Genomic DNA, 25,150 nt, shown 5'->3' on the forward strand with positions numbered 1-25,150 from the left:
TGCAGTCTTTGATATAAAGCTTCTCTAATTTCTGGAAGATCCATCTCGCATTGATTACCAAGACCGAAAGTTGCCCAATTACGAACATCTTCATTATTATCATTTGTTAAATAAATTAATCCTTTTATTGCATCAATATTTTCTAAGCAAGATAAACCAAATGCAACACCATTTCTGACTCTTGAATTAAGGTGGTTTAATAAATTTGTGAGAAAAGGTACAGCTTTAATATCATTTCTATGACCCAAAGAAAATGCAGATGAAGCAATAACATCTTCATTAACATCGTTTAAAAGGTTTATAAGAATCTCAACTGATTGTTGATGAAATTTCTTTTGTGAAAAACCAAGCTGTCCAAGTATATCTGCTCCAATTTCACGATATATTGGATCATTGGATATAGTTAAATTTTTAGCAATCTCAAATTCTCGCCATGAACCACGAGAATGTAATTCAGCAATGATATTCCAGTATATTTCAGATTCGTCTTCTACATATGCAAGGAGAATAAGGTTGTTTGTTGATTCAATTTTGAAATCTATGTCTTTTTGCATTGTTATACACCCTTATCATATGAAATCAATTATCTATCTTAAATTTATAAGAATAAAAAATCTTTAATAGCTATATTCATTGATTACAGATATTACTATAGTAAATTTATTTCAAAGCCATTTCCCATATCATATCGGTAAGTTCATCAACACTGACTTTGCCATTGGGTTTATACCATGTGACTGTCCATGAAATTGAACCACCCAATAAACGTCGCCAAATAAAAGCATCATGTTGAATCTTGCCAGCATCACGTAATTTTTGAATCACAGCCAACCAAATATTTTCATAGTCATTGCGCAGTTTTAATAGCTCTTCTTGTTTTTCAATCGAAAGCGCAAACCATTCATGGACTAAAACAGCCATGGCAGAACCCGTATCTCCACTAATTGAAATTAGTTCAGCTTTGATTAAATGTTTTAACTGTTGTTCAGGATCATCAGATTTTTGAATTGCATCGAGTAGGCGAGCGTGGTTATAAATAATGGTTTGTTCCATGACATTGGCGAGAATATCATCTTTACTTTTAAAATGATGGAATAAGCTACCTGATTGAATTCCAATAAAATTTGCTAATTCACGAACAGTAGTTTTGGCATAACCTTGCTTATGAAACAGATAAGCTGCACCCAATAACAAGCGACCTTTCGGGCTGTCATCGAAACAGGCAATGGCTTGGATATCATCAATTGAACGAGCAATCATAGCTTGGTATTTTCCGTAAAACGCATCATTTATTTTTTGTTTGAAATTAGATTTAACACATTTGCCAATTCAGCATAACATTTTGCACTTTACAAACCAAGCGCTTGCTTGGTAGATTAAAGTATAAATTTTATTCAGAACAATGAGAAGAAGATAGGTGTGAAAATGGAAGATCAGCGAATAGTTAAAATTGGATGTGCCTCAGGATTTTGGGGGGACACCAATACGGCCGCATTTCAATTGGTACATTTATCGGATATTGATTATTTAGTTTTTGACTACCTTTCAGAAATCACCATGTCGATTATGGCGAAAGCGATGATGACTGATCCAAATCATGGTTATGCTTTGGACTTTGTTAGTCGTGTGATGACGCCATTGCTCAAAAAAATCAGTGATAAAAAAATTAAAGTCATTAGCAATGCAGGTGGGGTCAATCCATTGGCATGCCGTGATGCATTGCAAAAAGTCATTGAAGCACAAGGTTTAGATTTAAAAATAGCAGTGGTCTTAGGGGATGATTTATTAAGTCAACAAGCTGAATTACAAAAGCAAAATATCAAAGAGATGTTTAGTGGTGAAGATTTTCCAGCACATTTAGCCAGTTGCAATGCCTACCTTGGTGCTATTCCGATTCGAGATGCTTTAGACCAAGGCGCTGATATTGTGATTACAGGCCGTGTGGTTGATTCTGCTGTGGTACTTGCACCATTATTACATGAATATCAATGGGCTATCGATGATTATGACAAACTTGCACAAGGCTCTTTGGCAGGGCATATCATCGAATGTGGCGCACAATGTACAGGTGGGAATTTTACCGATTGGCGTTTAGTCAAAGGCTTCGACAATATGGGCTTTCCGATTGTAGAAGTAAAAGCTGATGCTTCATTTATTGTCACCAAACCCAATGCTACTGGTGGTTTAGTGACTACAGCAACAGTTGCTGAACAAATTGTTTATGAAATTGGTGATCCACAAACATATCTATTGCCCGATGTAACTGCTGATTTTAGCCAAGTTAAACTTGAACAAATTGCCGAAGATCGAGTTCTCGTCACAGGAGCAAAAGGACGTGTACCAACACAGCAATACAAAGTCAGTGCAACGTATCCCGATGGTTATCGTGTTCTAGTCAGTTTTTTAATTGCTGGACGTGAAGCACCTGAAAAAGGACAAGTGATTGCCGATGCGATTTTAACCAAATGTGAACGTGTTTTAGCTTTACGTTCTGTTCCGCCATTTTCAGAAAAATCTGTAGAAATACTGGGTATTGAAAGCACTTATGGTGCACATGCAATTCATACACAAAGCCGTGAAGTTGTGGTCAAAATTGCGGTGAAACATCCATTAAAAGAAGCATGCATGTTCTTTGCTTCTGAAATTGCACAAGCTTCAACAGGCATGGCACCCGCATTGGCAGGTATCGTCGGAGGTCGTCCAAAAGCCTCACCTGTCATTAAATTATTCTCTTTCTTGGTGGATAAATCAAAACTTAACGTGGAAATAGACATTAACGGTCAACGTCAAAAAGTTGTAATTCCGCAAGGTTTAGCTGATCAATCATTGGATCTACATACAACAGGCGAAGTTGCTCAATTTACAGGTCAAGAAATCGAAGTTCCATTGATTGAAATTGCCCATGCGCGCAGTGGAGATAAAGGCAACCATAGCAATATTGGCGTGATTGCACGTAAAGCAGAATATCTGCCATGGATTCGTGCCAATTTGACTGAGCAAAATGTCGCAAACTATATGCAACACGTCTTAAACCCTGAAACCAGTCAAGTACATCGTTATGAAATTGCAGGGTTTAATGCGCTGAATTTTTTACTGGAAAATGCTTTAGGTGGCGGAGGAATTGCCAGTTTACGGATTGACCCTCAAGGTAAAGCTTTGGCGCAACAATTATTGGATATGCCAGTCAAAATTCCTGCAAGTTTGAAACCCTCTTAAGCGTTTTTAAAAGGAGGAAATTCCTATTTTTAAAGCGACTTGCATAGCAATGCTATTCAGGAGGGATTGATGGAAATTAAAGAAAACAATGTGGATGTAAAAATGCAATATCACTCAATATTTAGATCAGATGCTTTTAAAGACAAAGTGATAGTCGTCACTGGCGGTGGCTCAGGGATTGGACGCTGTACCGCACATGAGTTGGCATCCTTGGGTGCTCAAGTCGTGATTACAGGTCGTAAAATTGAAAAATTGGAAAATGTGAGCAAGGAAATCACTGAGGATCATGGCAAAGTTCATTTTATCGTCTGTGATAACCGTGAAGAACAGCAAGTCAAAGACATGATTGCAGAAGTCATTGAAAAGTTTGGTCGTTTGGATGGTTTGGTGAATAACGCAGGTGGACAATTCCCATCAAATTTAGAAGGAATTTCTGCCAATGGTTTTGATGCCGTAGTACGAAATAACTTACATTCAACTTTTTATTTAATGAAAGAAGCTTATAACCAATGGATGGCAAAACATGGCGGCAGTATTGTCAATATGGCTGCCGATATGTGGGGCGGTATGCCAGGAATGGGACATTCAGGTGCGGCACGTTCAGGTGTGGACAATTTAACTAAAACAGCTGCTGTGGAATGGGGACGTTCAGGAGTACGGGTGAATTGTGTTGCTCCGGGATGGGTGATTTCATCAGGCATGGATAATTACACAGGTGATTTTGCAAAATTCATTATTCCAAGTTTAGCGGGGAATGTGCCGTTAAAACGTATGGGCACGGAGTCAGAAATCTCTTCAGCAATTTGTTATTTGCTTTCGGAAGCGGCAAGCTTTGTTTCAGGAATGACCATTCGCATAGATGGTGCTGCATCTTTAGGGACACGTATGTATCCATTGGCAGATGCCACGAATAGTGAATCTTTTAATGGCTTCCATCGTGCCTTTATTCCAGATGTATTAAAACAACAATTGAGTGATCAAGCGATTAACCAAAATACAGGAGAAAACGTATGACTGTTCTCCAGTCCGAAATTGCGGTAGGAAGTGAGCAATATCAAAAGAATAGAGAAGCTTTGCTTGCTCAAATTGCAGAAGTTAAGACAGTTCAAAATAAAAATATTGAAAAGTCTTATGCAGCAAAACCTAAGTTTGACAAAAAAGGCAAAATTTTACCGCATGAACGTGTGCGTTTGGCCTTAGATGCCGATTCACCCTTTGTTGAGCTTTGCGGTTTAGTCGGCTATGCGATGCATGACGATAAAGATGGCTCAGATGCAGGCGGTGGAATCATCGCTGGAATGGGTTTTGTCAGTGGCGTACGCTGTATCATCTCGGCAAGTAACAGCGCCATCAAAGGTGGAACCATGTCACCGATGGGCGTACAGAAGACTTTACGATTACAAAAAATTGCTTTTGAGCAAAAGTTACCGATGTTGACGCTCACCGAAAGTGGTGGGGCAAATTTAAATTATGCTGCTGAAGTATTTACTTATGGTGGTATGACTTTTGCCAATCAAGCACGAATGTCAGCAACTGGTCTGCCTCAAGTTTCTGTTGTACATGGCAATGCAACAGCGGGTGGAGCGTATCAACCTGGTCTATCGGATTATGTGATTGCTGTGCGTAAGCAAACGGAAATGCTACTGGCTGGACCACCTTTACTTTTAGCGGCAACAGGTGAAGTGGCTACTGCAGAAGAGTTGGGCGGTGCAGAAATGCATGCTCAAATTGCAGGAACAGCAGAGTTTTTAGCTGAAAATGATGCAGATGGTATTCGTATCGCACGAGAGGTTTTTGAACATCTTAATTGGAAAGAACAAACCCAAAAATTAAATTTAACTTATAAAGAGCCACGTTATTCCGCTGAAGAACTTTTAGGAATCATTCCTGAAAGCCCTAAGCAACCTTTTGATATGAAAGAAGTCATTGCACGTATTGTTGATGACTCAGAATTTTTTGAAGTCAAACAAGAATATGATGCTTTAACTGTTTGTGGTTGGGCGAAGATCGGTGGTTTAAATATTGGCATTATTACCAATAATGGCCCAATCACACCGCAAGGGGCGACCAAAGCTGCGCAGTTTATTCATTTGTGTGAGCAGACTCAACGCCCACTTTTATTTCTACATAACACCACAGGGTTTATGGTCGGAACAGATGCTGAACAAAACGGCATTATCAAACATGGTTCAAAACTGATTCAAGCCGTTGCCAATACCACCGTTCCAAAAATATCGATTGTGGTCGCAGGCTCTTATGGTGCAGGCAATTATGCGATGTGTGGACGTCCATTATCGCCACAATTTATTTTTGCATGGCCAAATTCACACGTGGCTGTGATGGGGTCAGCTCAGGCAGGTAAAGTTTTACGTATTGTTGCGGAAGGTAAGCAAAAAGCATCGGGGATGGAACCGAATGAGCAGATGCTTGATTTTCTTGAACAAAGCACCACTGCAAAATTAGAACAGCAGTCTACAGCTTTGTTCAATACGGCGATGTTACATGATGATGGAATTATCGATCCACGTGATACACGTAAAGTTTTGATTTTCTTGCTAGAAACGATTTATGAAGCAGAACATCGTGAGCTTAATCCAATTCGATTTGGGGTATCGAGATTATAAAAATCCCTACAGCCCTCTTTAAAAAAGGGCGGAATTCCCCTCTTTTTAAAGAGGGGCTAGGGGAGATTAAATTTAAGGAAAAAATAAGGAAAAACAATGAAATTTACATCAGAGCATGAAGCATTACGCCGCACCACTCGCCAGTTTGTTGCAACAGAATTAGATCCTTTTATCCCTGAATGGGAAGCAGCAGGACGATTTCCGATCCATGAAGTATTTAAAAAGATGGCAGATTTAGGATTATTAGGAATTTGCAAACCTGAAGAAAATGGCGGTTTGGCTTTAGATTACTCTTACAATCTTGTGGTCGCAGAAGAGTTAGGACGTGCTGCATGTGGCGGCGTGCCTTTGGCAATTGGTGTGCAAACCGATATGGCAACACCTGCTTTGGCTCGTTTTGGTAGTAAAGAATTACGTGATGAATTTTTAACACCTGCGATTGCAGGGGAATATGTTGCTTCAATTGCTGTTTCAGAAGTTCATGCAGGTTCAGATGTTGCTGCAATTAAAACCACAGCCAAAAAAGATGGCGATGATTATGTGATTAACGGCAGTAAGATGTGGATCACCAATTCATTACAAGCCGATTTCTTTTGTCTATTGGCTAATACCTCTGATGATAAGCCACACGTCAATAAATCCATGATTATTGTCCCTGCAAAAACCAAAGGTATTTCATTTTCAGAACCTTTAAATAAATTAGGGATGCGATCAACAGTTACGGCTGAGGTTTATTTTGACAATGTTCGTGTACCACAGCGCAATTTAGTCGGCGCTGAAGGCATGGGCTTTATGATGCAAATGATGCAGTTCCAAGAAGAGCGTATGTGGGCTGCTGCAAATGCCATTGGTGGTTTAGAAAATGTGATTCAAAAAACCATTCAATACACCAAAGAGCGGACAACATTTGGTCAACCGCTCATCAATAATCAATATGTACATTTCCGCTTTGCCGAGTTGATGACAGAAGTAGAAGCTTTACGTGCATTGACTTATAGCGCATGTGAAATTCATCTTGAAGGTGGTAATGCAACTGAACTTGCGTCGATGGCAAAACTCAAAGCAGGGCGTTTAACCCGTGAAGTTGCAGACAGTTGCCTTCAGTATTGGGGTGGTAATGGTTTTATGTGGGATAACCCAGCTTCTCAGCTTTATCGTGATGGTCGTTTAGGTTCAATTGGTGGTGGAGCGGATGAAATCATGTTGGGCATTATTTGTAAGTTGATGGATATCCTTCCATCAAAACGCAATACAGTGGGAGGATGAAGATGACACTTTCACAATCACTGACTGCTCAACAATTTGATGACAGTCTTGAGCTTGAACAGCAAGGTAGCATTTTAACGGTTTGGCTAAATCGACCTGAAAGTCGAAATGCCATGAGTTTGAATATGGTCAAAGCGATTCGACAGGTATTCAAAAGTATTGAAAATGATATGTCAATACGGGCCGTGATTCTACGTGGTAAAGGTGGGCATTTCTGCGCAGGTGGTGACATCAAAGACATGGCGCAATTGCGTGGAGAAGCTTTAAGTGTTGGTAGCAATCAGCCTTATATCGACTTTAATCGTCAGTTTGGACATATGATTGAGCAAGTCGATCAAGCACCTCAAACCGTGGTTGCTATTCTTGAAGGAGCAGTACTGGGCGGTGGTTTTGGACTTGCATGTGTCTCTGATATTGCGATCAGTCGTGCAGATGCAAAATTTGGTTTACCTGAAACTGGTTTAGGCGTGATTCCTGCACAGATTGCACCTTTTGTAGTGAAGCGTATTGGTTTGACCCAAGCACGCCGTTTAGCTTTATTGGGAACACGTTTTGAAGGTGATACTGCATTGAAACTAGGTGTAGTACATGAAGTTGTCGAGAATGATGATGCTTTAAATGCATTATTGGAAGAAACCATTCAACAGATTAAACGTGCAGCACCGCATGCTTCTCGTGTCACAAAAGCCTTATTACATCGGACTTTGAATGAACCTTTACACGAGTTATTGGATGATGCTGCTCAGCAATTTGCCAATGCTGTCGGTGGTGAGGAAGGCGTAGAAGGAACAATGGCCTTTATTCAGAAACGTTTGCCAAATTGGAGTAACTAATCTTCTAAATTCTTTATTGAAAGAAAAAATCCCCCCTTTACATAAAGGCGGATTTAGGGAGATTTGTATAATGGTGAAAATATGAGTTTTTCAAAAGTTTTAGTTGCAAACCGTGGTGAAATTGCTGTTCGTGTGATGAAAACAGCCAAAGCAATGGGTTATCAAACGGTCGCTGTTTATTCCGATGCGGATCGCAACGCACGTCATGTACAAGTTGCGGATGAGGCGGTTTATATCGGCGCTTCGAAAGTATCTGAGTCCTATTTATCTATTCACAATATTATTGAAGCATGTAAAAAAACTGGGGCAGATGCTGTACATCCCGGATATGGTTTTCTTTCCGAAAATACTGATTTTGCAGCAGCTTGTGCTGAAAATGGTATTACTTTTATTGGGCCACCAGCTTCAGCGATTGAGTTAATGGGCAGTAAGCGTCTATCTAAAATTGCCATGATTCAAGCTGGTGTGCCTTGTATCCCTGGTTATGAAGGTGAGCAACAAGACATTAATTACTTGGCACAGCAGGCGGATAAAATTGGCTATCCATTAATGGTGAAAGCTTCCGCAGGTGGTGGTGGGCGAGGTATGCGTCTGGTTCATCAGACTTCAGATATTATCGAATCATTAAAAACAGCACGTTCTGAAGCTGAAAATGCATTTGGTTCAGGTGAGCTGATTTTAGAAAAGGCAGTGATTGCACCACGTCATGTCGAAATCCAAGTTTTTGGCGATACACATGGCAATTATGTTTACTTATTTGAGCGTGATTGTTCGATTCAACGTCGTCATCAAAAAGTTGTAGAAGAAGCGCCGTGTCCTGTGATGACAGAAAGTTTGCGTCAACAAATGGGGGAGGCCGCTGTTGCCGCAGCAAAATCATGTGCCTATGTTGGAGCAGGAACAGTTGAATTCTTATTGGATCAATCAGGTGAATTTTATTTCTTGGAAATGAATACTCGTTTACAGGTTGAACACCCTGTGACGGAACTGATCACAGGTTTAGATTTAGTTGAATGGCAGTTGCGTGTAGCCAATGGTGAAGTATTGCCCCTAAAACAATCTGAGCTCACATTGAATGGTCATGCAATAGAAGTCCGTTTATATGCAGAAGATCCACGTCAGGAGTTTTTGCCACAAACAGGTAAAGTGTTGCTTTGGCAAGCCGCAGAATTAACCAATGTTCGTATTGATGATGGCTTATTAGCACAGGATGAAATTAGTCCATTCTATGATCCGATGGTGGCTAAAGTCATTGCTTATGGTAAAACACGTCATGATGCAATTCGACTGTTAGCACGTGCGGTGGATGACTGTGTTTTATTGGGCGTAAATAGCAATAAACAATTTCTGGTGAATCTGTTAAGACATCCGATTATTGTTGCAGGGGATACCAATACTGCATTTATCCAAGAGCATTTTCAAACAGATAGTAGCCTGCATAAACAAACAGTATGTTTAGAATATCTTGCTGTTGCTGCTGCCATATTTAGCAATGCATCGAATAACAGCAGTTGGAATACGGGGATTGCTTGGCCATTGCCTTTAAAATTAAAAATGGAAGATCAACACATTCAAGTTGCAGCGAAGCGCATAGAAGATACCATTGAAGTGGAAGTGTGTGGACAAAAGCAGCAACTCACCATTATTCAAAATACACCGCAAACCTTAGTGTATGAAATTGATGGTGTTCGCCGTTCAATCCATTATGTATTGGATGGTCATAAGCTGTATTTAGATGCTGTAAATGGCAATGTCAGTATTGAAAATATGACCTATGCACCACCTGAAAGTGCTGAAGTCGCGGGTGATGGCAAGATTCGTGCACCTATGGATGGTGCAATTATCAATATCCTTGTCAATTCGGGCGATACTGTGACTAAGGGACAGACTTTATTGATTTTAGAAGCCATGAAGATTCAACAGCAGATTAAGTCTGATGTGGATGGTGTTGTTGATGAAATTATTGGACAAGTGGGGCAGCAAGTGAAAAAGCGTCAATTGGTATTGAATATTCAGGCTTGAGTAGTATGAATCAATTTCAATGATCATTTTGTGAAAGTGGATTTTATGTCCATAGCGCATGCATAGCCACACTTTGTATTTTTGTATTTAAGATTGAAATAGGTTTGCGTAGTTTTCAGAGATGAAAAGTGACAAAAATCTTCTGTTGGGTGAGAGGTACGTCCTGTATCCCCACCCAACGACGACATCCATGTCGTCTCATCATAGAACCACCATCTGGTTCAATAATATCAATCAATCATATAAAAAAATAAATGAGTTGAAATGATGGTCATTAGGTCGTGTGGTATTGAATACGCGTTTTGACTAACACTAGAAGTTTATCGAATTTATTTCTTCATTGGGATAATCCGTTTGTTGTTCCCTTGACACCATTTCTGTCTATTGTTATTTTTCGGCAATTCTTCTCATAGCACGATTCGTATGCCGATTGATGATGGCTTTGTTTATCAGCCACCTTTAGAACCACTGGATATTATTTTTGAAGATGACGATTTTATTGCCATCAATAAACCTGCGGGTTTACTTTCTGTACCAGGACGCTTAGTTGAACATCAAGACAGTGCATATTTTCGTGTATTAGAACTTTACCCAAATGCCAAGATTACCCATCGTTTGGATATGGCAACATCAGGTATTTTATTATTTGCCAAACATCGTGATGCTGAAGTCGCTGCGAGTAAGATGTTTCAGGCACGAACAATTCAGAAAAATTATATTGCTTTGGTACAAGGTCAGATTGCGATCAATGGTCAAGTCAATGTCCCATTAATTACAGATTGGGAAAATCGTCCTCGTCAAATTGTGCATTTTGAATTGGGTAAGCCTGCCCAAACGTTGTTCGAATGTTTAAGTTATGATGCGGTAAAGGATATTAGCCGAGTTTTACTGACACCAATTACAGGGCGTTCACATCAACTACGTGTGCATATGCAGTATATAGGTCATCCTATTGTACGAGACAAGCTTTATCATCCTGAACCGTTTAAAACTGATTTAACACGTATGGCGTTGCATGCAAGTTATTTGTCTTTTATGCAACCTTTTAGCAATCAACTGATTGAAATATTAAGTGAACCTGCATTTTAAATTTCTAGTTTTGAAATAGATTGAAGCGTATAAAAAAGCCTGCATATTTGCAGGCTTTTGATCATCTACTTTAGGGTGAGTAGAGGATTAAACTTGGTTGTTTACATCATCATTTTTTGTTTCACGAATCGCCAAGAAAGCAAGTAGTGAAAGAATCGATGCTGCTGTTAGGTAGTAACCTACAGCTTGCAAGCCATAAGCTGTTGCAAGTTTCGTTGCAATCAACGGTGCAAATGATGCGCCTAAAATACCAGCCAAGTTAAAGGTTAAAGCAGAACCTGTATAACGTACAGATGTCGGGAAAATTTCTGAAAGTACGGTACCAATTGGACCATAAGTCATTCCCATGAGTGCTAAACCGACACATAAGAATAAAAACACAATGAATGTGTTTCCAGACTCAAGCATGCTTGCAAAAACTAAACCGAAAAGCGCAGAAGCTACACAAACACCAATAGACGTTGCACGGCGACCAAATTTTTCAGCAAATATTGCTGAAAGTGGAATGAATGCGGCAAAACACAGTGTGGCAACGAGTTGCATTTCAAGAAATTCTGCACGGCTATAGCCTAATTTTGTTGTTCCCCAATTCAGAGCGAATACTGTGGTGAGATAAAAAACAACAAAGGTACATACCGCAGCGATTGTGCCTAAAAACAACATTTTATAATGCTTAGTCACAACTTCTTTAAAGGGAACATTCACTTCTTTTTGTTTATTTAAAACTTTTTGGAATGCAGGTGTTTCATGGAGTTTTAAACGAATCCATAAACCAACAATAACCAATGCAGCACTTGCTAGGAATGGAATACGCCAACCCCATTGCATAAAGTCTTGTTCAGACATGAATGCGCCAAGTGTTAAAAATGAACCTGTTGCTAAGATGAATCCAATAGGTGCACCTAATTGTGGAAACATACCATACCAAGCACGTTTGCCTTCAGGTGCATTTTCTGTTGCAAGGAGTACTGCACCAGACCATTCGCCACCTAGACCTAAACCTTGTCCTAAACGACAAAGTGCAAGCAGTAAAGGTGCTGCAATACCAATTTGTGCATAAGTTGGAAGCAAGCCAATACATACGGTTGAAACACCCATGGTGAGCAATGCTGCAACAAGAGTTGCTTTACGTCCAATACGATCACCTAAGTGACCAAAGACAGCAGCACCAATCGGACGTGCAATGAATGCGATCGCAAATGTTGCTAAAGACTGAATGATTGCAGTCGTAGGATCTGTACTTGCAGGGAAGAACAGATGTGGAAATATAAGTACGGCAGCAGTTGCGTAAATATAGAAATCAAAAAATTCGATTGTTGTTCCGACCAAACTTGCAAAAAGTACGCGAGTTTTAGAATTAGTCTGAACTTCAGAAGTAGCTGTAGTAGATGATGACGCCATGATGAACCTTACACTTTTAAAAGTAAAACGAATCTCTAAAGCGTAATCTTTTTAAAAAAGGCGTAATTTCTTAAAAAAACAACGAGATCAACCCAAATTCACTCATTCAGGGTCACTGAATTATGAGTACCTAGGACTAAATAACGTAAAGATAAATTGCAAGGAAATGTGATCCTGCCCCTATCAAAACAAAAACATGCCAAATTGCATGAGTATATCTTACTCTTTTTAAGGCATAAAACAATGCGCCAATCGTATAAGCTAAGCCACCAATGATCAATAATTTTAGTGCGCCCGGCTGTAAAAATCGTTGCATATCATCCATTACAAGGACTGCGAGCCACCCCATGACCAAGTATGCAATCAAAGAAATTTTTTCAAAACGATGAATGAATATTAACTTGAATAGTGTTCCAATTGCTGCAATAACCCAAAGCGCAATAAGTAAGTAGTGTGCTTTTGCAGTTGGAATCGCAATAGCCAAGAAAGGGGTATAGGTTCCTGCGATTAAATAATAAATTGCGGTATGATCGAGTTTTTTATACCACTGACGCTTTTTTTCATCGACTGAAAAGTGATAAATAGCAGAACTTGCAAACAATAAAATCATGCTCAGACCGTAAACGATGAGCCCGAAAAACTGCCAGCCATGTAAATAACTGCCTTTGATCAGCATAAAAATAGTTGCAATTGCAGCTAAAATAGCACCAAATGCATGGCTTAATGCATTAATCCGTTCTTCTAGTGGTGCGTAAATATGAATCAATTGATCTGTTGACATTAGCTTCAACTTATTAAAAATACATTTGTATAGTAATGCAGTTTTACCTTTAAAGTAAGACGTTTTAAAATAGCCTACTTAATGAATACGAGTTTTGATTATGTCAGCAGTAGTTTCCTTATCTGAACAGGAACAACAATTTTTTGATAGCGTACAACAAGCTATTGATAATCAAAACTTTGATCGTTTGATTCTAAGTCAATATAAAGGTGAATCCGCAGATTTAGAGAAGATGACCTTCCGAGTCATTCAACTACAAAATGAAACGGTTTTAAGCTGTTTGTACCATTATAAAACCAAGGATGTCACAAAAAACTATCCTTTAAATCAGGCTTTATCTACAATTCAAGAGCAAGCGGAATACTGTAAACAGGCGAATCTATTTACAATTGAAGCAGAAACTCAATTGAAGAAGAATAAAAAGAAGGCCATGTTGACGGTCAGTAAAACCAAGCCCAATATTAAAAATCCAAAAAATGAACAACAAGGACATGATCGAACTAAACATCGCTTTGTTGATCAAGATAGCTACTTCTTACAAGCACTGGGTGTTACTGATGCAGATGCGAAAATCATTCCAAGCATGGCACGTAAGTGGAAACAGATTAATAAATTTATAGAAATCTTTTCAGGTGCGTTAACGCATATTCAACAACAAGACAAAAATCATGCTTTAAAAGTCGTAGATTTCGGCTCAGGCAAAGGCTATCTCACTTTTGCTTTGTATGATTATCTCGCAAAAAATGCGCAAACTCCTGACGTTACAGGCGTAGAACTCAATGAAAATATGGTCAAGTTTTGCCAAGATGTCGCAACACGTTCAGAGTTTTCCCAATTGGACTTTTTCCAAGGTGATGTCAGAACCTACCATCCTGATCATTTAGATGTGATGATTGCGCTACATGCTTGTGATGTTGCGACTGATTTTGCGATTCATACGGGGATTCGCTTAAATGCTCAAATGATCATGTGTGCGCCGTGTTGTCATAAAGAATTACGTCCTCAAATGCAAAGCCCTAAAGTGTTACAACCGATGTTGCAATTTGGTATTCATGCAGGACAGCAAGCTGAAATGCTCACAGATACAATTCGTGCATTATTGCTAAAAGCTTATGGTTATGAAACCAAAGTCTTTGAATTTGTTGCTTTAGAACATACCAGTAAAAATAAGATGATTTTGGCAACCAAACGCAAAGACTTTGACGCACCCGATCAAGCTGTTTTGGATCAAATTCAAGCTTTAAAAGATATGTATGCTATTCAAAAACAATCTTTAGAGTTATTGTTAAATAATCAATGGGATCAACAAGATATTGGTTGTAAATGTTAATGGAAAAGCAAATGGCAGATTTTAAAATTCAATCAGGTGATTGGAATGAGTTAAAACAAGATGCTCAACTCATTCGTCGTAGCGTATTTATTCAAGAGCAAAATATTCCTGAAGATGAAGAATGGGATGATCAAGATCCAATTTCTTTGCATTTTGTCGTTTATGATCAAAATCAGGCGATTGGAACAGCACGGTTATTACAAAATAACAGTATTGGTCGTGTTGCTGTGCTCAAGCAATATCGTGGTGAAGGTATTGGCTTGTTATTGATGAAACAAATTATTCAAGTTGCAGAGCAACAAAAACGTGAATATTTAAAACTATCTGCGCAAGTATATGCGACTGGTTTTTATGAAAATTTAGGATTCATTGTTGAAGGTGACGAATATTTAGATTGTGGGATTCCACATATCGATATGAATATGTCATTGAGTGATTAAAAATAAAATTTAAGAGGAAAAATAATGAGGACGATTCAAGCAGTGTTATTCGATCTTGATCAAACACTGCTGGATCGAACCACATCGTTAAAACGGTTTTTAAATTGGCAGGTGGATTGTTTACAACTGGTTCCGAAATCAGAAAAAGAAAAATTCATTCAATGTTTTCTTGAGTTAGATGCCAATGGCACAGTTTGGAAAGATGTGGTGTATCGCCAACTTATTCAAAAATTTAAAATGGCGCAATTCAATACTCAAGAACTCGAACAACAATTATTAAGCAGTTATATCCAAGACTTTTATCAATTTTGTGTTGCTTTTGAGGGTGTAGATACAGTCATTCAGACCTTATTTGAAGCAGGTTATTTGCTGGGATTGATCTCGAATGGTAAAACACCTTTTCAGGAAAATAATTTTCAAGCCTTAGGTTTAAGTGAATATTTTTCATGTGTTTTAGTTTCTGAAGCCGTTGGATTACGGAAGCCTCAAGCTGAAATTTTCCAAATGGCATGTCAGCAAATGAATGTACTTCCTGAACAATGTGTCATGATCGGGGACAACGAAATTGCTGATATTCAAGGTGCTAAAAATATCGGTATGCAAACTATACTTTTTAATGCGGAACAGGAAATAAAGCTGACTCAAGCAGATGATCAAGTGCTGTGTTTTACGGAGATTCTTTCAATCATCTTAAAAACTTAAATTCATTTTTGTATTTCAAATGCTATTTTAAGAGATAAAACCAAACGGTAGAAAAACAAAAGCCGACGATTCGAGTGATGATAAATCGTCGGCCAAAATACTTCGTTAAATTTAGATTCAGGCTGCTATTCCAAATCTAGATGCAGAAGCATAAGTTTTAGGTCTCTCTAGGGAGGAAGGTCTCCAAATCTGTGCGGATGCCGTGCACAAGAGCTTGGTTGCTGCGACCTTATACTTATATAACGACACAAGTTTCAGATTGGTTGACAAGAAAGTTAAAAAAATTCAAATTTTTTTCTTATAATGTATTTTTAAAGTTTGGATAAATGTCGATGGTTTCGCTAAGCAAATATTTTTTATGGTTTTTTATCCTTTGTTTAGTGTTGACTGTGGTCATGGGATTAATCAGTTTAATTGTTCCTAATCAAATTGCAGGTATTCTTGTCGCATTTCCTTATTTAATCAGTATGATCATTGTGTTGCATCTATTTTTAAAACGTCAAAAAAGAGCGCCTACTGAACAAGAAAAGAAAAAATTCGCCATCGGCTTTAGTTTGATTTTTTGGGGCTATAATTTGGTGGGCTTAATTGGAGAAGTTTTATACTTTTCTCGACAAAATCCTGATGTTTTAACCAATTTTTTAGCAGGTATACAAAATATTCAATTCTTAATGATTTCTATTGTGATGTTACTCATGCTTGCGATTCCTTTGTACTTAATTACGTATTGGTTTTATGGCAAGCAAGCACAGCGTATGGCGATAAAAATGTTTGGAGCTTAATAGCTGATTGATATCCTATTTTAATTAAATACAAAAATAAAAGAGGAATAAATAATGACAACAGTTTTAGTGACAGGAGCGACAGGATTTATTGGCAGTCATTTGCTTGAATATTTATTGAAGAATGATTTTCACGTGATTGCTTATTCACGACAACAGAAAAATTCTTCGAATACTCAGTTGCAATGGATTCAAGATTTTTCTGAAATTGAAAAATTAGGCATCGATTATGTGGTGAATTTGGCAGGGGAAAGTATCGGCGAAGGACGCTGGTCAGAAAAACGTAAGCAACAATTGATTCAAAGTCGTGTTGAAACCACAGCCAAGTTGTATCAATACCTCAATCAATTTCAGATGAAACCCAAATGCATCGTTTCGACTTCTGCGATTGGGTTTTATGGTATTGATCCTGAAGAAAATTGGTCGGTTGAATGTGATGAAGCATCCCCATCGCAGAATATTTTTATGTCTGAACTGTGTCAAAAATGGGAAGCTGAGGCTTTAAGCCATTCTGATCAAAATACTAAAATCATGCGTTTAGCTGTTGTGTTTGGAAAAGGCGGTGGAATTTTGCCGCAAATGTTATTGCCAATAAAACTAAATCTGATTGGGAAAATTGGTACAGGTCGTCAACCGATGACTTGGGTACATGTCGATGATGTGATTCAAGCCATTTTATTTTTATTCAAAAGTGATTCTTCTCAGCAGATTTATAATGTGGCTGCACCTGATCATATTTCACAATTACAATTCGTCCAAATCGCTTCGCAAGTCTTAAAGCGTAAACCTTTGTTATTCCTGCCAAGTTTTGTGATGAAAATGCTGATGGGCGAACAATCTCAATTGGTTTTAAATGGACAGTTTGTGCAACCCAAAGCATTGTTGAAGCAGGGGTTTCAGTTTCAATATACGGAGTTGAGTAATGCTTTAAAGCAGATTGTGAGTGAATAAATGCTGTGATGCATCCTTATAACGAGAACATTAAAAAAGGATGCTCAAAAGACAATGGATATGACTCATTATCCAGCTTGTTTTAACCGGTCTGTAGAATATGCATGTGCATTGACCAAATGATCTTGTATGACCGTATCTTGATTTAACATGAGTTGTCTAAGCAATCGAGCTGATGCTGGCCCCATGCATAAACCATTACGGTAATGTCCAAAATTCGCCCAAAGGTTATTCAGATCGGGCATTTGTCCAATATAAGGAATACCTGTTGGTGAACTTGGGCGTAATCCAGCCCATTGTTTTACAATTGGAAAATTCCCCAGTTCAGGCACCATTTCTACACAAGCTTTATAAATATTTTGCTGTGTTTGTACACTTGGACGCTTATCAAAACCAATATTCTGCATACTTGAACCACAGACCACATGACCATCTATGCGGGGAATAAGATACATCACCTTATTCATACACATGGTCGGTAACCAATTTTCAGGGGTTTTAAATAACATCATTTGCCCTTGCACAGGTTCTACAGGGATCGAAAGTTGTAATTGTTCAGACCAACAATTTGACCATGCACCAGTGGCAATCACGAATTGATCTGCTTCAAAGTATTGTCCACTTGATGTTTGGATAGATTGAATATGTTGATTGTGAATATTAAACTTTTCAATCCAAGTATTTTCATACACTTCAACATTTGGATGTTGTTTGAGATAAGTGATTAATGATTTGAGTAGTCTTGGATTTCGTATATTGGCTAAATGTGGGAAATAGATTGCTTGTTGAAATTGTTTTGAAATATGAGGGTTAACGTGTTCGAGCTGCGCTCTTTTTAAATGTTCACAATGTTGCATTGGGTCTTGATATTGCTCTTTATAATGAAGCCCAATATCAAAATCATCCTCATCAAAAATCAGCATACCTGTTTCATGGATTTGAAAATCAATACCTGTTAAAGGATACAATTTTGTATTCCATTGTTGGTAAAGTTGCTTTCCATAGCGTGCAAGTTGATTCACTTCTTGAGGGTATCGCCATGGATACATTGCAGAAAGAATACCACCTCCTGCCCATGAGGCAGCATGTGCATGTCCAGCTTGTTGCTGGTCAAGAAGTGTGACTTTACAGCCTTGTTCTGCAAGTTCTAAGGCAGTGAGTAATCCGCTTACTCCTGCACCGATAATGGCGATATGCATGAAAATTTGTATCACTTTTCAAATTGGATTTAAATTGGTAATGTTCCAATTTAAAAATTAGAAAATAAATTACTGCCCCAAATATTGATTTGGAAGCATTTACCTTTGCGTAGGCAATCCCTTACTTTTCAGGGATGAAAAGTAACAAAAATCCTATGTTGAGTGGGAGGTTCGTCCTGAGCAATTTTAAAGCACTGCTTTGAAAGCAGTGCAAGGCTCCACTCAACGGTGGCATCCATGCCACCTACTGCGAATTAAATTCTGATTTGAATTTAATTTTTAAAGCATAAAACAGATGAGTTACTTCATTTCTTTTAATTGACGTGCTGCATGTTCAGCATAGTATGTCCAAATACCATCTGCACCTGCACGACGGAAGCACATCAATGACTCCATGATCACACTTTCAGATAACCAACCATTTTGGATTGCTGCTGCTAGCATGGCGTATTCACCACTGACCTGATAAACGAAAGTTGGTACGCCAAAAGTATCTTTGACTTCACGCACGATATCTAAATAAGGCATACCCGGTTTTACGATGACCATGTCCGCACCTTCTTGAATATCCAGTGCAATTTCATGTAAAGCTTCTGCACGGTTTCCCACATCCATTTGGTAGTTGTATTTATTCCCACCTTTAAGATTTGATGAAGAACCCACAGCATCGCGGAATGGACCATAGAAACTTGATGCATATTTTGCTGAATACGCCATGATACTGGTGTAGATATGACCGTGGCTTTCGAGTGCTTGGCGGATTGCGCCAATACGACCATCCATCATATCGCTTGGTGCAATGACATCTGCTCCAGCTTCTGCATGACTTAAAGCTTGTTTAATCAAACATTCAACAGTTTCATCATTCAGCACATAACCTGTTTCATCGATAATACCGTCTTGACCATGCGTGGTATAAGGGTCTAAAGCGCCGTCAGTAATGAGTACCATTTCTGGGAGTTCTTTTTTCAAAAGACGTAGCGTATTTTGCACTAAACCATCTTCATGCCACGCTGCTTCCGCTGTTAGACTCTTGTCTTCTTGTGGTGTTACTGGAAAGAGTGCAAGTTTAGAGACACCGAGTTCTAACAAGGTTTCTGCCTTTTTCAGTAATAAATCAGCAGATAAACGTTGTACATTTGGCATACTGGGTACATCTTGGGTTTGATTTTGCCCCGGAAGTACAAATACTGGATAAATGAGATGATCTGCCGTGAGCTGAGTTTCTCTTACCATCGCTCTAAGTTTGTCGTTTTTACGGATACGGCGCATACGCGTAGCAGGAAAAGCAGGACGATTGAACGTATAAGTCATAACAATCTCGTTATTCAGTATTAAACTAGGTCATAATTGTAGTCCTTTCATATTTTTTTTGGGGAAAAACTCAGGTTTTTTCTCAATGTTGGTTTCGAAATTATTATGAGTAATTCTTCTAAGACAGATTCTGCGCCAAGCGAATCGCAAAAAAAGTGGACTGGTAATTTACATTTAGGTGCGAAAGCGGACTTAAATGTCGTCCTAAATCAACTGACTAAAGCATTTAACGGTTCACCTTATTTTTCACACAATACAATGCAAATGCGTGTCGTGAATAATGAAATTGAGGGTTATATCGAAATGCAGCCTTTTTTAATTGGGAATGTTGCCTTTCAAATTTTACATGGCGGTGTTGCAGCAACCTTACTGGACAGTATCGGCGGGATTGTGGCAATGGGTGAGCTTTACAAACGAGCAGAACCAGATCAACTTCCAGATACTTTGAAGAAAGTTTCTCGACTAGCAACGGTTGATATGCGTGTTGACTATTTAGCCCCAGGTCGTGGTCAATATTTTATTGCCAAAGCGGAAACATTACGCATGGGTCGCAAAGGGTGCACCATGCGTATGACAATGGTAAACGATGAAGGTCTTGCTATTGCAACAGCAATTGCATCTTATGCTTATTAAATTAAGAAAGTGTACTGATTAGTACAGATTGTATGAATTATGTCAATATAAGCCATCAAAATGAGCATTTTGATGGCTTATTTTTTATGGAAAAGAAGTTTAATATCAATAGTCTTGATTGAAATTTGATAGATAAACTGGTGAGTAATATTTTTATTCTCATATCGTGATTTTTATCTGTAAAATTGACCGCCACAATTTTTAAAAAAATGGATTCACTCATTATCACGTATTCGCTTCATTTAATTTGTTTAAGTTGTGATTCAGCTTAAATGCTTAAACTCGGCCACAAAGATAGTGATAGAGTCCATAAAAGCTAGGAATATGCGATGACTGAAGCGCAAACGACGAATGCATCTCCCGATGAAGTACATGACTCTGAAACCGATTTAGGGCCACAGCAAAAACGTAAAAAAATGCTGAAAATATTTGCAATGCTTATTATTGCAGTCGCAATTCTGTATGCAATTTGGTTTTTTATCTTCGGTAATTCTGTAGATACAGATAATGCCTATGTGGGGGCTGAAACTGCTGAAATTACCTCTATGGTTAGTGGACAAGTAGAGAAAGTATTGGTCAGCGATACTCAGCAAGTCAAAAAAGGCGATGTTTTAGCAGTGATTGATCATCGTGATGCAAAAATTGCAGTTGCTCAAGCCGAAGCTGAATTGACCAAAGCAAAACGCCAATATACGCAAAGTTCCGCAAATAGCAGTTCATTGTCTTCACAAATTTTAGTCAGTGCTGATGATATTAATAGTGCTAAGGCGCAAGTGGCACAAGCTGAAGTGGCATATCAACAAGCGCAACAAGAGTTTGCACGTCGTCAGCAATTGAGTGCATCAGGTGCTATTTCTAAAGAAGAATTCACCAAATCACAAAGTGCTTTAAATAATGCCAAAGCCAATTTAGATGTAGCACATGCATCGCTTGCACAAGCTGAATCTAAGCGCAAAGCCGCACAAAGTAATTTAGATGCCAATGAAGCTTTGATTAAAGGTTCATCACAATCTTCTACACCAGATGTTTTGGTTGCTCAAGCTCGATTGGATCAAGCTTTATTAGACTTACAACGTACAGAAATCAAAGCACCTTTAGATGGTGTGGTTGCACGTCGTAGCATTCAAGTTGGACAACGCGTTGCACCTGGTTCTGTGTTGATGAAAATCGTTCCAGTTTCAGCGTTATATGTCGATGCAAACTTTAAAGAAAGCCAATTGAAGAACGTAAAAGTGGGGCAAAAAGCCACTTTAACTTCTGATTTATATGGTAAAGACGTTGAATATCATGGCACGGTAATTGGTTTTTCAGGCGGTACGGGTTCAGCATTTGCTTTAATTCCTGCACAAAATGCAACCGGGAATTGGATCAAAGTGGTTCAACGTTTACCAGTACGTATTCAACTAGATCCTAAAGAATTGGCTGAACATCCATTACGTGTTGGCTTATCCATGGAAGCAGAGGTCGATACCTCATCAGCGAAGTAATGGCCCATGAATAGCACAACTTTTCAAGGTGAGTTAAAGGGCGGTAAATTATTACTGGCTGCTTTTTTCCTTGCATTGGCAAACTTTATGGTCGTATTAGATATGACCATTGCCAATGTATCCGTTCCTCATATTACAGGAAGTTTGGCAGTTTCAAGTTCTCAAGGAACTTGGGTCATTACCTCTTACGCCGTAGCAGAAGCAATCTGTGTACCTTTAACAGGTTGGCTTGCTGGGCGCTTTGGTGCAGTGCGTGTTTTCACCATCAGTTTGATTGGTTTTACTGTATTTTCAATACTGTGCGGTTTATCCAATAGTTTAGCGATGCTGGTGATTTGTCGTATTGGACAAGGTTTATTCGGTGGCCCAATCATGCCACTGAGCCAAACCTTGCTCATGCGTATTTTCCCACCTGAAAAGCATTCTCAGGCGATGGGCATGTGGGCAATGACCACTGTGGTTGGTCCAATCCTAGGCCCAATTCTAGGAGGAACAATCAGTGATAATTTCTCTTGGCACTGGATTTTCTTCATTAACATTCCTGTGGGTGTGATTTGTGCATTGGGTGTAATGCGCTTGATGAAGGTAGCAGAAACACCGACAGCTAAACTTCCAATTGATACGATAGGATTAACACTTTTAATTGTATGGATTGGTGCACTTCAGTTGATGCTCGACCTCGGGCATGAACGAGATTGGTTTAATAACACCTTTATTTGCATACTTGCTGTGATCTTAGTGGTTGGATTTATTGCCTTTTTCATCTGGGAATATTATGAAAAACATCCAATCGTTAATATTCAGATTTTCCGCTATCGTGGTTTTACCATTGCAACCTTGTCCTTAGCGTTTGCCTTTGCGGCTTTCTTTGGCAGTATTGTTTTGATTCCACAATGGTTACAAATTAATTTGGGTTATACCGCTTCATGGGCAGGCTATCTAACGGCGACGATGGGCTTTGGTAGTTTATTGATGTCACCTATTGTGGCAAAAATGGCGACCAAATATGATCCTAGAGCATTAGCAAGCTTTGGTTTAATGATTTTAGGTTGTGTGACCTTGATGCGTTCTTTTTGGACGACAGATGCTGACTTTATGGCATTGGCTTTACCTCAAATTATTCAAGGTTTTGCTGTGCCACTGTTCTTTATTCCATTGTCAAATATTGCCTTGGGCGTGGTTCGTCCAGACGAGGTGGCTTCTGCTGCGGGTTTGATGAACTTTATGCGAACCATGGCAGGGGCGATTGGTGCTTCGGTTGCTGTCACCATTTGGGATGATCACGCTAAACTTGCACGTAGTGAGATTGTTTCCACTCTGCATGTAGAGGAAACACAACGAAGTTTGGTGAATAGTGGTTTTAGCCCCGAAATGGCTTTGGGTACGATTTCAAATTTAGTCGATAAAGAAGCTTTAACACTTTCAGTCAATCATGTGTTTTTGATTTTTGCGATGATCTTTATTTTCGCAGGTTTGATTATTTGGTTATGTCCTAAACCGAAAGGTAGTGTGGGTGCAGGGCATGCGCACTAAATTTTAATCTAAATTGAAAGCCTGCTGAAAAGTGGGCTTTTTTTATGATGATTTTCTACAAGAATTAAACTAATTTATATGTGTTTTTCTCTATTGATGGAGATCGGGGTATAATGAAACGATTGTGTACCGTTATGGGGAATATGTATGAAGTCTGAATTTCAGCAAGGAAAAATTAAGCAATACGATGCCGATCGAGGCTTTGGATTTATTGGTGGTGTTGAACAAGATATTTTCTTTCATATTTCTGATTTTCCGCTTGCAGATGGTGAGCCGAAGCGAAACGAAAGAGTTAAATTTATCGTTGTTGAAAATGATGGTAAGTTAAGAGCGATGAAAATTGAACGTGTTGAAGATCAATCCGCAAAGGCTAAAAAGACTAGAATTGTTGAAAACAATAAGTCGATTACCAATAATTTGTTGTCTAATTTTAGAAAGTGATCGGTGTAAATCCCTCTCAACTTCCTTTTTAAAAGCGAGGTTAGGAGAGGGATTACATAGAAGAATAAAAATGAAACCCTACAATAAAAACTTGAAACAACCCTCACGTGACCTTAGAAATAATATGACGGATGCAGAGTTGTTGCTTTGGAGAAGGTTACGCTCTAAACAAATTCATGGATTACAGTTTTATCGTCAAAAACCAATCTTAAATTATATCGTTGATTTTTACTGTCCATCTGCAAATTTGGTGATTGAGTGTGATGGTGGTCAGCATTATACGGAGGATGGTTTAGAAGCTGATCGAGTAAGGGATGAAGCTTTGGTTGGGCTTGGTTTGATGGTGTTGAGATTTGATAATTTACAGATTTTGAATGAGATTGATGGGGTAGTGGAGCAGATTTATTGTGTTGTTGAGCAAAGATTGGAACTTATCAAATTAGAATCCCCCTAAATCCCCCTTTACAAAGGGGGACTTCTCGCGAATTTAATGATGGAATTGATTCGCGGAGTTCCTCCCTTTTTTAAAGGAGGGGTAGGAGGGATTGATTCTTTTATAAATCATCTATTAATGAAAAATTTTCATCAACTTCTTTTAGGTTGTAGTAATCTGTTTGATATAAACCTGTATCACTATTAATGTATTGAACATAAAAAATAGGATTATGTGGCGTACTTTTTGACGGGCTTAAATAAAGGTCGAGAATTTCATTACAGTTAGGTTCTCTTCTAGCAATTTCAGCTAGTTTTTGCAAATATGGTGAATATTTTTCATATTCTTGTTCGGAAATTTTTATGGTGGAAAGATGCTCAGCTATTGGTGCAATTGAATATTTGTATTTTATATTAGTTGGAAATTTATCTTCTATCTGTTTTGCTTCAAGTTCAAAAGAATTAGGTTTTAAATGCATTTGAAAATACTTTATTCTACGCCCTTGTAAGGTTTTCATTGTTTTAGAAATTGTAGATTTTGGTGTTTTGAGACCAAAATATATGGCTTTTACAGCCCTATAGTCATAAGTATTTATACCTTGATTCTCCGTGACGATTCTTAATTCTTGTTCGTACTCCCACCTCTGCGATTTATAACCAAGCATTTTTTTAAT

23 protein-coding genes and 1 pseudogene are annotated in these 25,150 nt (G+C 38.6%); 17 read left to right on the plus strand and 7 right to left on the minus strand.

Annotation, left to right across the window (positions count from 1 at the left end):
- The coding region (locus tag GGG_RS0114975) for a HEAT repeat domain-containing protein (RefSeq protein ID WP_010116228.1) at positions 1–554 on the minus strand (554 nt) is incomplete at its 3' end.
- A 106-nt stretch (positions 555–660) separates the two neighbouring features.
- Positions 661–1,260, minus strand: a complete 600-nt coding sequence (locus GGG_RS0114980) for a TetR/AcrR family transcriptional regulator (protein WP_010116229.1) — start codon at positions 1,258–1,260, stop codon at positions 661–663.
- A 165-nt stretch (positions 1,261–1,425) separates the two neighbouring features.
- Here GGG_RS0114980 and GGG_RS0114985 point away from each other — a divergent pair, with 165 nt between their 5' ends.
- The 7 genes from GGG_RS0114985 (at position 1,426) to GGG_RS0115015 (ending at position 11,050) form a co-directional block, all read left to right on the plus strand.
- Positions 1,426–3,216 (plus strand): acyclic terpene utilization AtuA family protein, encoded by a 1,791-nt coding sequence (locus tag GGG_RS0114985; protein WP_010116230.1) that lies wholly within the window; start codon positions 1,426–1,428, stop codon positions 3,214–3,216.
- 102 nt (positions 3,217–3,318) lie between these two features.
- On the plus strand, positions 3,319–4,230 hold the full coding sequence (locus tag GGG_RS0114990; protein ID WP_029574620.1) for an SDR family oxidoreductase: 912 nt from the start codon (positions 3,319–3,321) through the stop codon (positions 4,228–4,230).
- Complete coding sequence (locus GGG_RS0114995; protein WP_010116233.1) at positions 4,227–5,840, plus strand: acyl-CoA carboxylase subunit beta; 1,614 nt, start codon at positions 4,227–4,229, stop codon at positions 5,838–5,840. Before GGG_RS0114990 ends, GGG_RS0114995 begins: the two co-directional genes overlap by 4 nt.
- A gap of 96 nt (positions 5,841–5,936) precedes the next feature.
- Complete coding sequence (locus GGG_RS0115000) at positions 5,937–7,106, plus strand: acyl-CoA dehydrogenase family protein (RefSeq protein WP_010116235.1); 1,170 nt, start codon at positions 5,937–5,939, stop codon at positions 7,104–7,106.
- Positions 7,107–7,108: 2 nt separating this feature from the next.
- Complete coding sequence (locus GGG_RS0115005; RefSeq protein ID WP_010116238.1) at positions 7,109–7,939, plus strand: enoyl-CoA hydratase/isomerase family protein; 831 nt, start codon at positions 7,109–7,111, stop codon at positions 7,937–7,939.
- Between the two features lie 81 nt (positions 7,940–8,020).
- On the plus strand, positions 8,021–9,961 hold the full coding sequence (locus GGG_RS0115010) for an acetyl/propionyl/methylcrotonyl-CoA carboxylase subunit alpha (RefSeq protein WP_010116240.1): 1,941 nt from the start codon (positions 8,021–8,023) through the stop codon (positions 9,959–9,961).
- A gap of 423 nt (positions 9,962–10,384) precedes the next feature.
- A complete protein-coding gene (locus tag GGG_RS0115015) occupies positions 10,385–11,050 on the plus strand; it encodes an RluA family pseudouridine synthase (RefSeq protein ID WP_010116242.1) in 666 nt (221 codons plus the stop codon).
- An 87-nt stretch (positions 11,051–11,137) separates the two neighbouring features.
- Here the strand turns inward: GGG_RS0115015 and GGG_RS0115020 are convergent, their stop codons facing one another.
- Both GGG_RS0115020 and GGG_RS0115025 read right to left on the minus strand, forming a co-directional pair.
- Complete coding sequence (locus tag GGG_RS0115020) at positions 11,138–12,451, minus strand: MFS transporter (RefSeq protein WP_010116244.1); 1,314 nt, start codon at positions 12,449–12,451, stop codon at positions 11,138–11,140.
- A 136-nt stretch (positions 12,452–12,587) separates the two neighbouring features.
- A complete protein-coding gene (locus GGG_RS0115025) occupies positions 12,588–13,232 on the minus strand; it encodes a hemolysin III family protein (RefSeq protein ID WP_010116245.1) in 645 nt (214 codons plus the stop codon).
- Between the two features lie 100 nt (positions 13,233–13,332).
- Here GGG_RS0115025 and GGG_RS0115030 point away from each other — a divergent pair, with 100 nt between their 5' ends.
- The 5 genes from GGG_RS0115030 (at position 13,333) to GGG_RS0115050 (ending at position 17,437) form a co-directional block, all read left to right on the plus strand.
- Positions 13,333–14,562, plus strand: a complete 1,230-nt coding sequence (locus GGG_RS0115030; protein WP_010116247.1) for an SAM-dependent methyltransferase — start codon at positions 13,333–13,335, stop codon at positions 14,560–14,562.
- Positions 14,563–14,573: 11 nt separating this feature from the next.
- The gene (locus GGG_RS0115035; protein ID WP_029574621.1) at positions 14,574–15,002 is read left to right on the plus strand and encodes a GNAT family N-acetyltransferase; all 429 of its coding nucleotides are present in this window, start codon (positions 14,574–14,576) and stop codon (positions 15,000–15,002) included.
- A gap of 24 nt (positions 15,003–15,026) precedes the next feature.
- A complete protein-coding gene (locus GGG_RS0115040) occupies positions 15,027–15,704 on the plus strand; it encodes an HAD family hydrolase (RefSeq protein ID WP_010116250.1) in 678 nt (225 codons plus the stop codon).
- Between the two features lie 332 nt (positions 15,705–16,036).
- Positions 16,037–16,486, plus strand: coding sequence for an ABZJ_00895 family protein (locus GGG_RS0115045; RefSeq protein WP_010116252.1), 450 nt, complete (start codon positions 16,037–16,039; stop codon positions 16,484–16,486).
- A 54-nt stretch (positions 16,487–16,540) separates the two neighbouring features.
- Positions 16,541–17,437, plus strand: a complete 897-nt coding sequence (locus GGG_RS0115050; protein WP_010116254.1) for a TIGR01777 family oxidoreductase — start codon at positions 16,541–16,543, stop codon at positions 17,435–17,437.
- 68 nt (positions 17,438–17,505) lie between these two features.
- Here GGG_RS0115050 and thiO read toward each other — a convergent pair whose 3' ends face one another.
- Together thiO and hemB are read right to left on the minus strand one after the other, a co-directional pair.
- A complete protein-coding gene (thiO, locus tag GGG_RS0115055; RefSeq protein ID WP_010116255.1) occupies positions 17,506–18,636 on the minus strand; it encodes a glycine oxidase ThiO in 1,131 nt (376 codons plus the stop codon).
- A 300-nt stretch (positions 18,637–18,936) separates the two neighbouring features.
- Positions 18,937–19,950, minus strand: a complete 1,014-nt coding sequence (gene hemB, locus GGG_RS0115060) for a porphobilinogen synthase (RefSeq protein WP_010116256.1) — start codon at positions 19,948–19,950, stop codon at positions 18,937–18,939.
- 105 nt (positions 19,951–20,055) lie between these two features.
- Here hemB and GGG_RS0115065 point away from each other — a divergent pair, with 105 nt between their 5' ends.
- From GGG_RS0115065 to GGG_RS0115085, 5 genes are all read left to right on the plus strand, one after another.
- On the plus strand, positions 20,056–20,583 hold the full coding sequence (locus tag GGG_RS0115065; protein WP_010116257.1) for a thioesterase family protein: 528 nt from the start codon (positions 20,056–20,058) through the stop codon (positions 20,581–20,583).
- Positions 20,584–20,912: 329 nt separating this feature from the next.
- Positions 20,913–22,070, plus strand: a complete 1,158-nt coding sequence (locus GGG_RS0115070; RefSeq protein ID WP_010116258.1) for an HlyD family efflux transporter periplasmic adaptor subunit — start codon at positions 20,913–20,915, stop codon at positions 22,068–22,070.
- Positions 22,071–22,076: 6 nt separating this feature from the next.
- Entirely contained in the window at positions 22,077–23,603 is a 1,527-nt protein-coding gene (locus tag GGG_RS0115075) for a DHA2 family efflux MFS transporter permease subunit (RefSeq protein WP_010116259.1), read from the plus strand.
- A gap of 147 nt (positions 23,604–23,750) precedes the next feature.
- Positions 23,751–24,044, plus strand: coding sequence for a cold-shock protein (locus tag GGG_RS0115080; RefSeq protein ID WP_010116260.1), 294 nt, complete (start codon positions 23,751–23,753; stop codon positions 24,042–24,044).
- A gap of 70 nt (positions 24,045–24,114) precedes the next feature.
- The gene (locus tag GGG_RS0115085; RefSeq protein ID WP_010116262.1) at positions 24,115–24,498 is read left to right on the plus strand and encodes an endonuclease domain-containing protein; all 384 of its coding nucleotides are present in this window, start codon (positions 24,115–24,117) and stop codon (positions 24,496–24,498) included.
- Positions 24,499–24,598: 100 nt separating this feature from the next.
- On the opposite strand, the pseudogene GGG_RS21070 reads toward GGG_RS0115085, so the two are convergent.
- Positions 24,599–25,150 (minus strand): annotated as a pseudogene (locus GGG_RS21070) (DUF2971 domain-containing protein); the annotation flags it as partial.

The organism is Acinetobacter sp. P8-3-8 (assembly GCF_000214135.1).
Taxonomy (GTDB): Bacteria; Pseudomonadota; Gammaproteobacteria; order Pseudomonadales; family Moraxellaceae; genus Acinetobacter.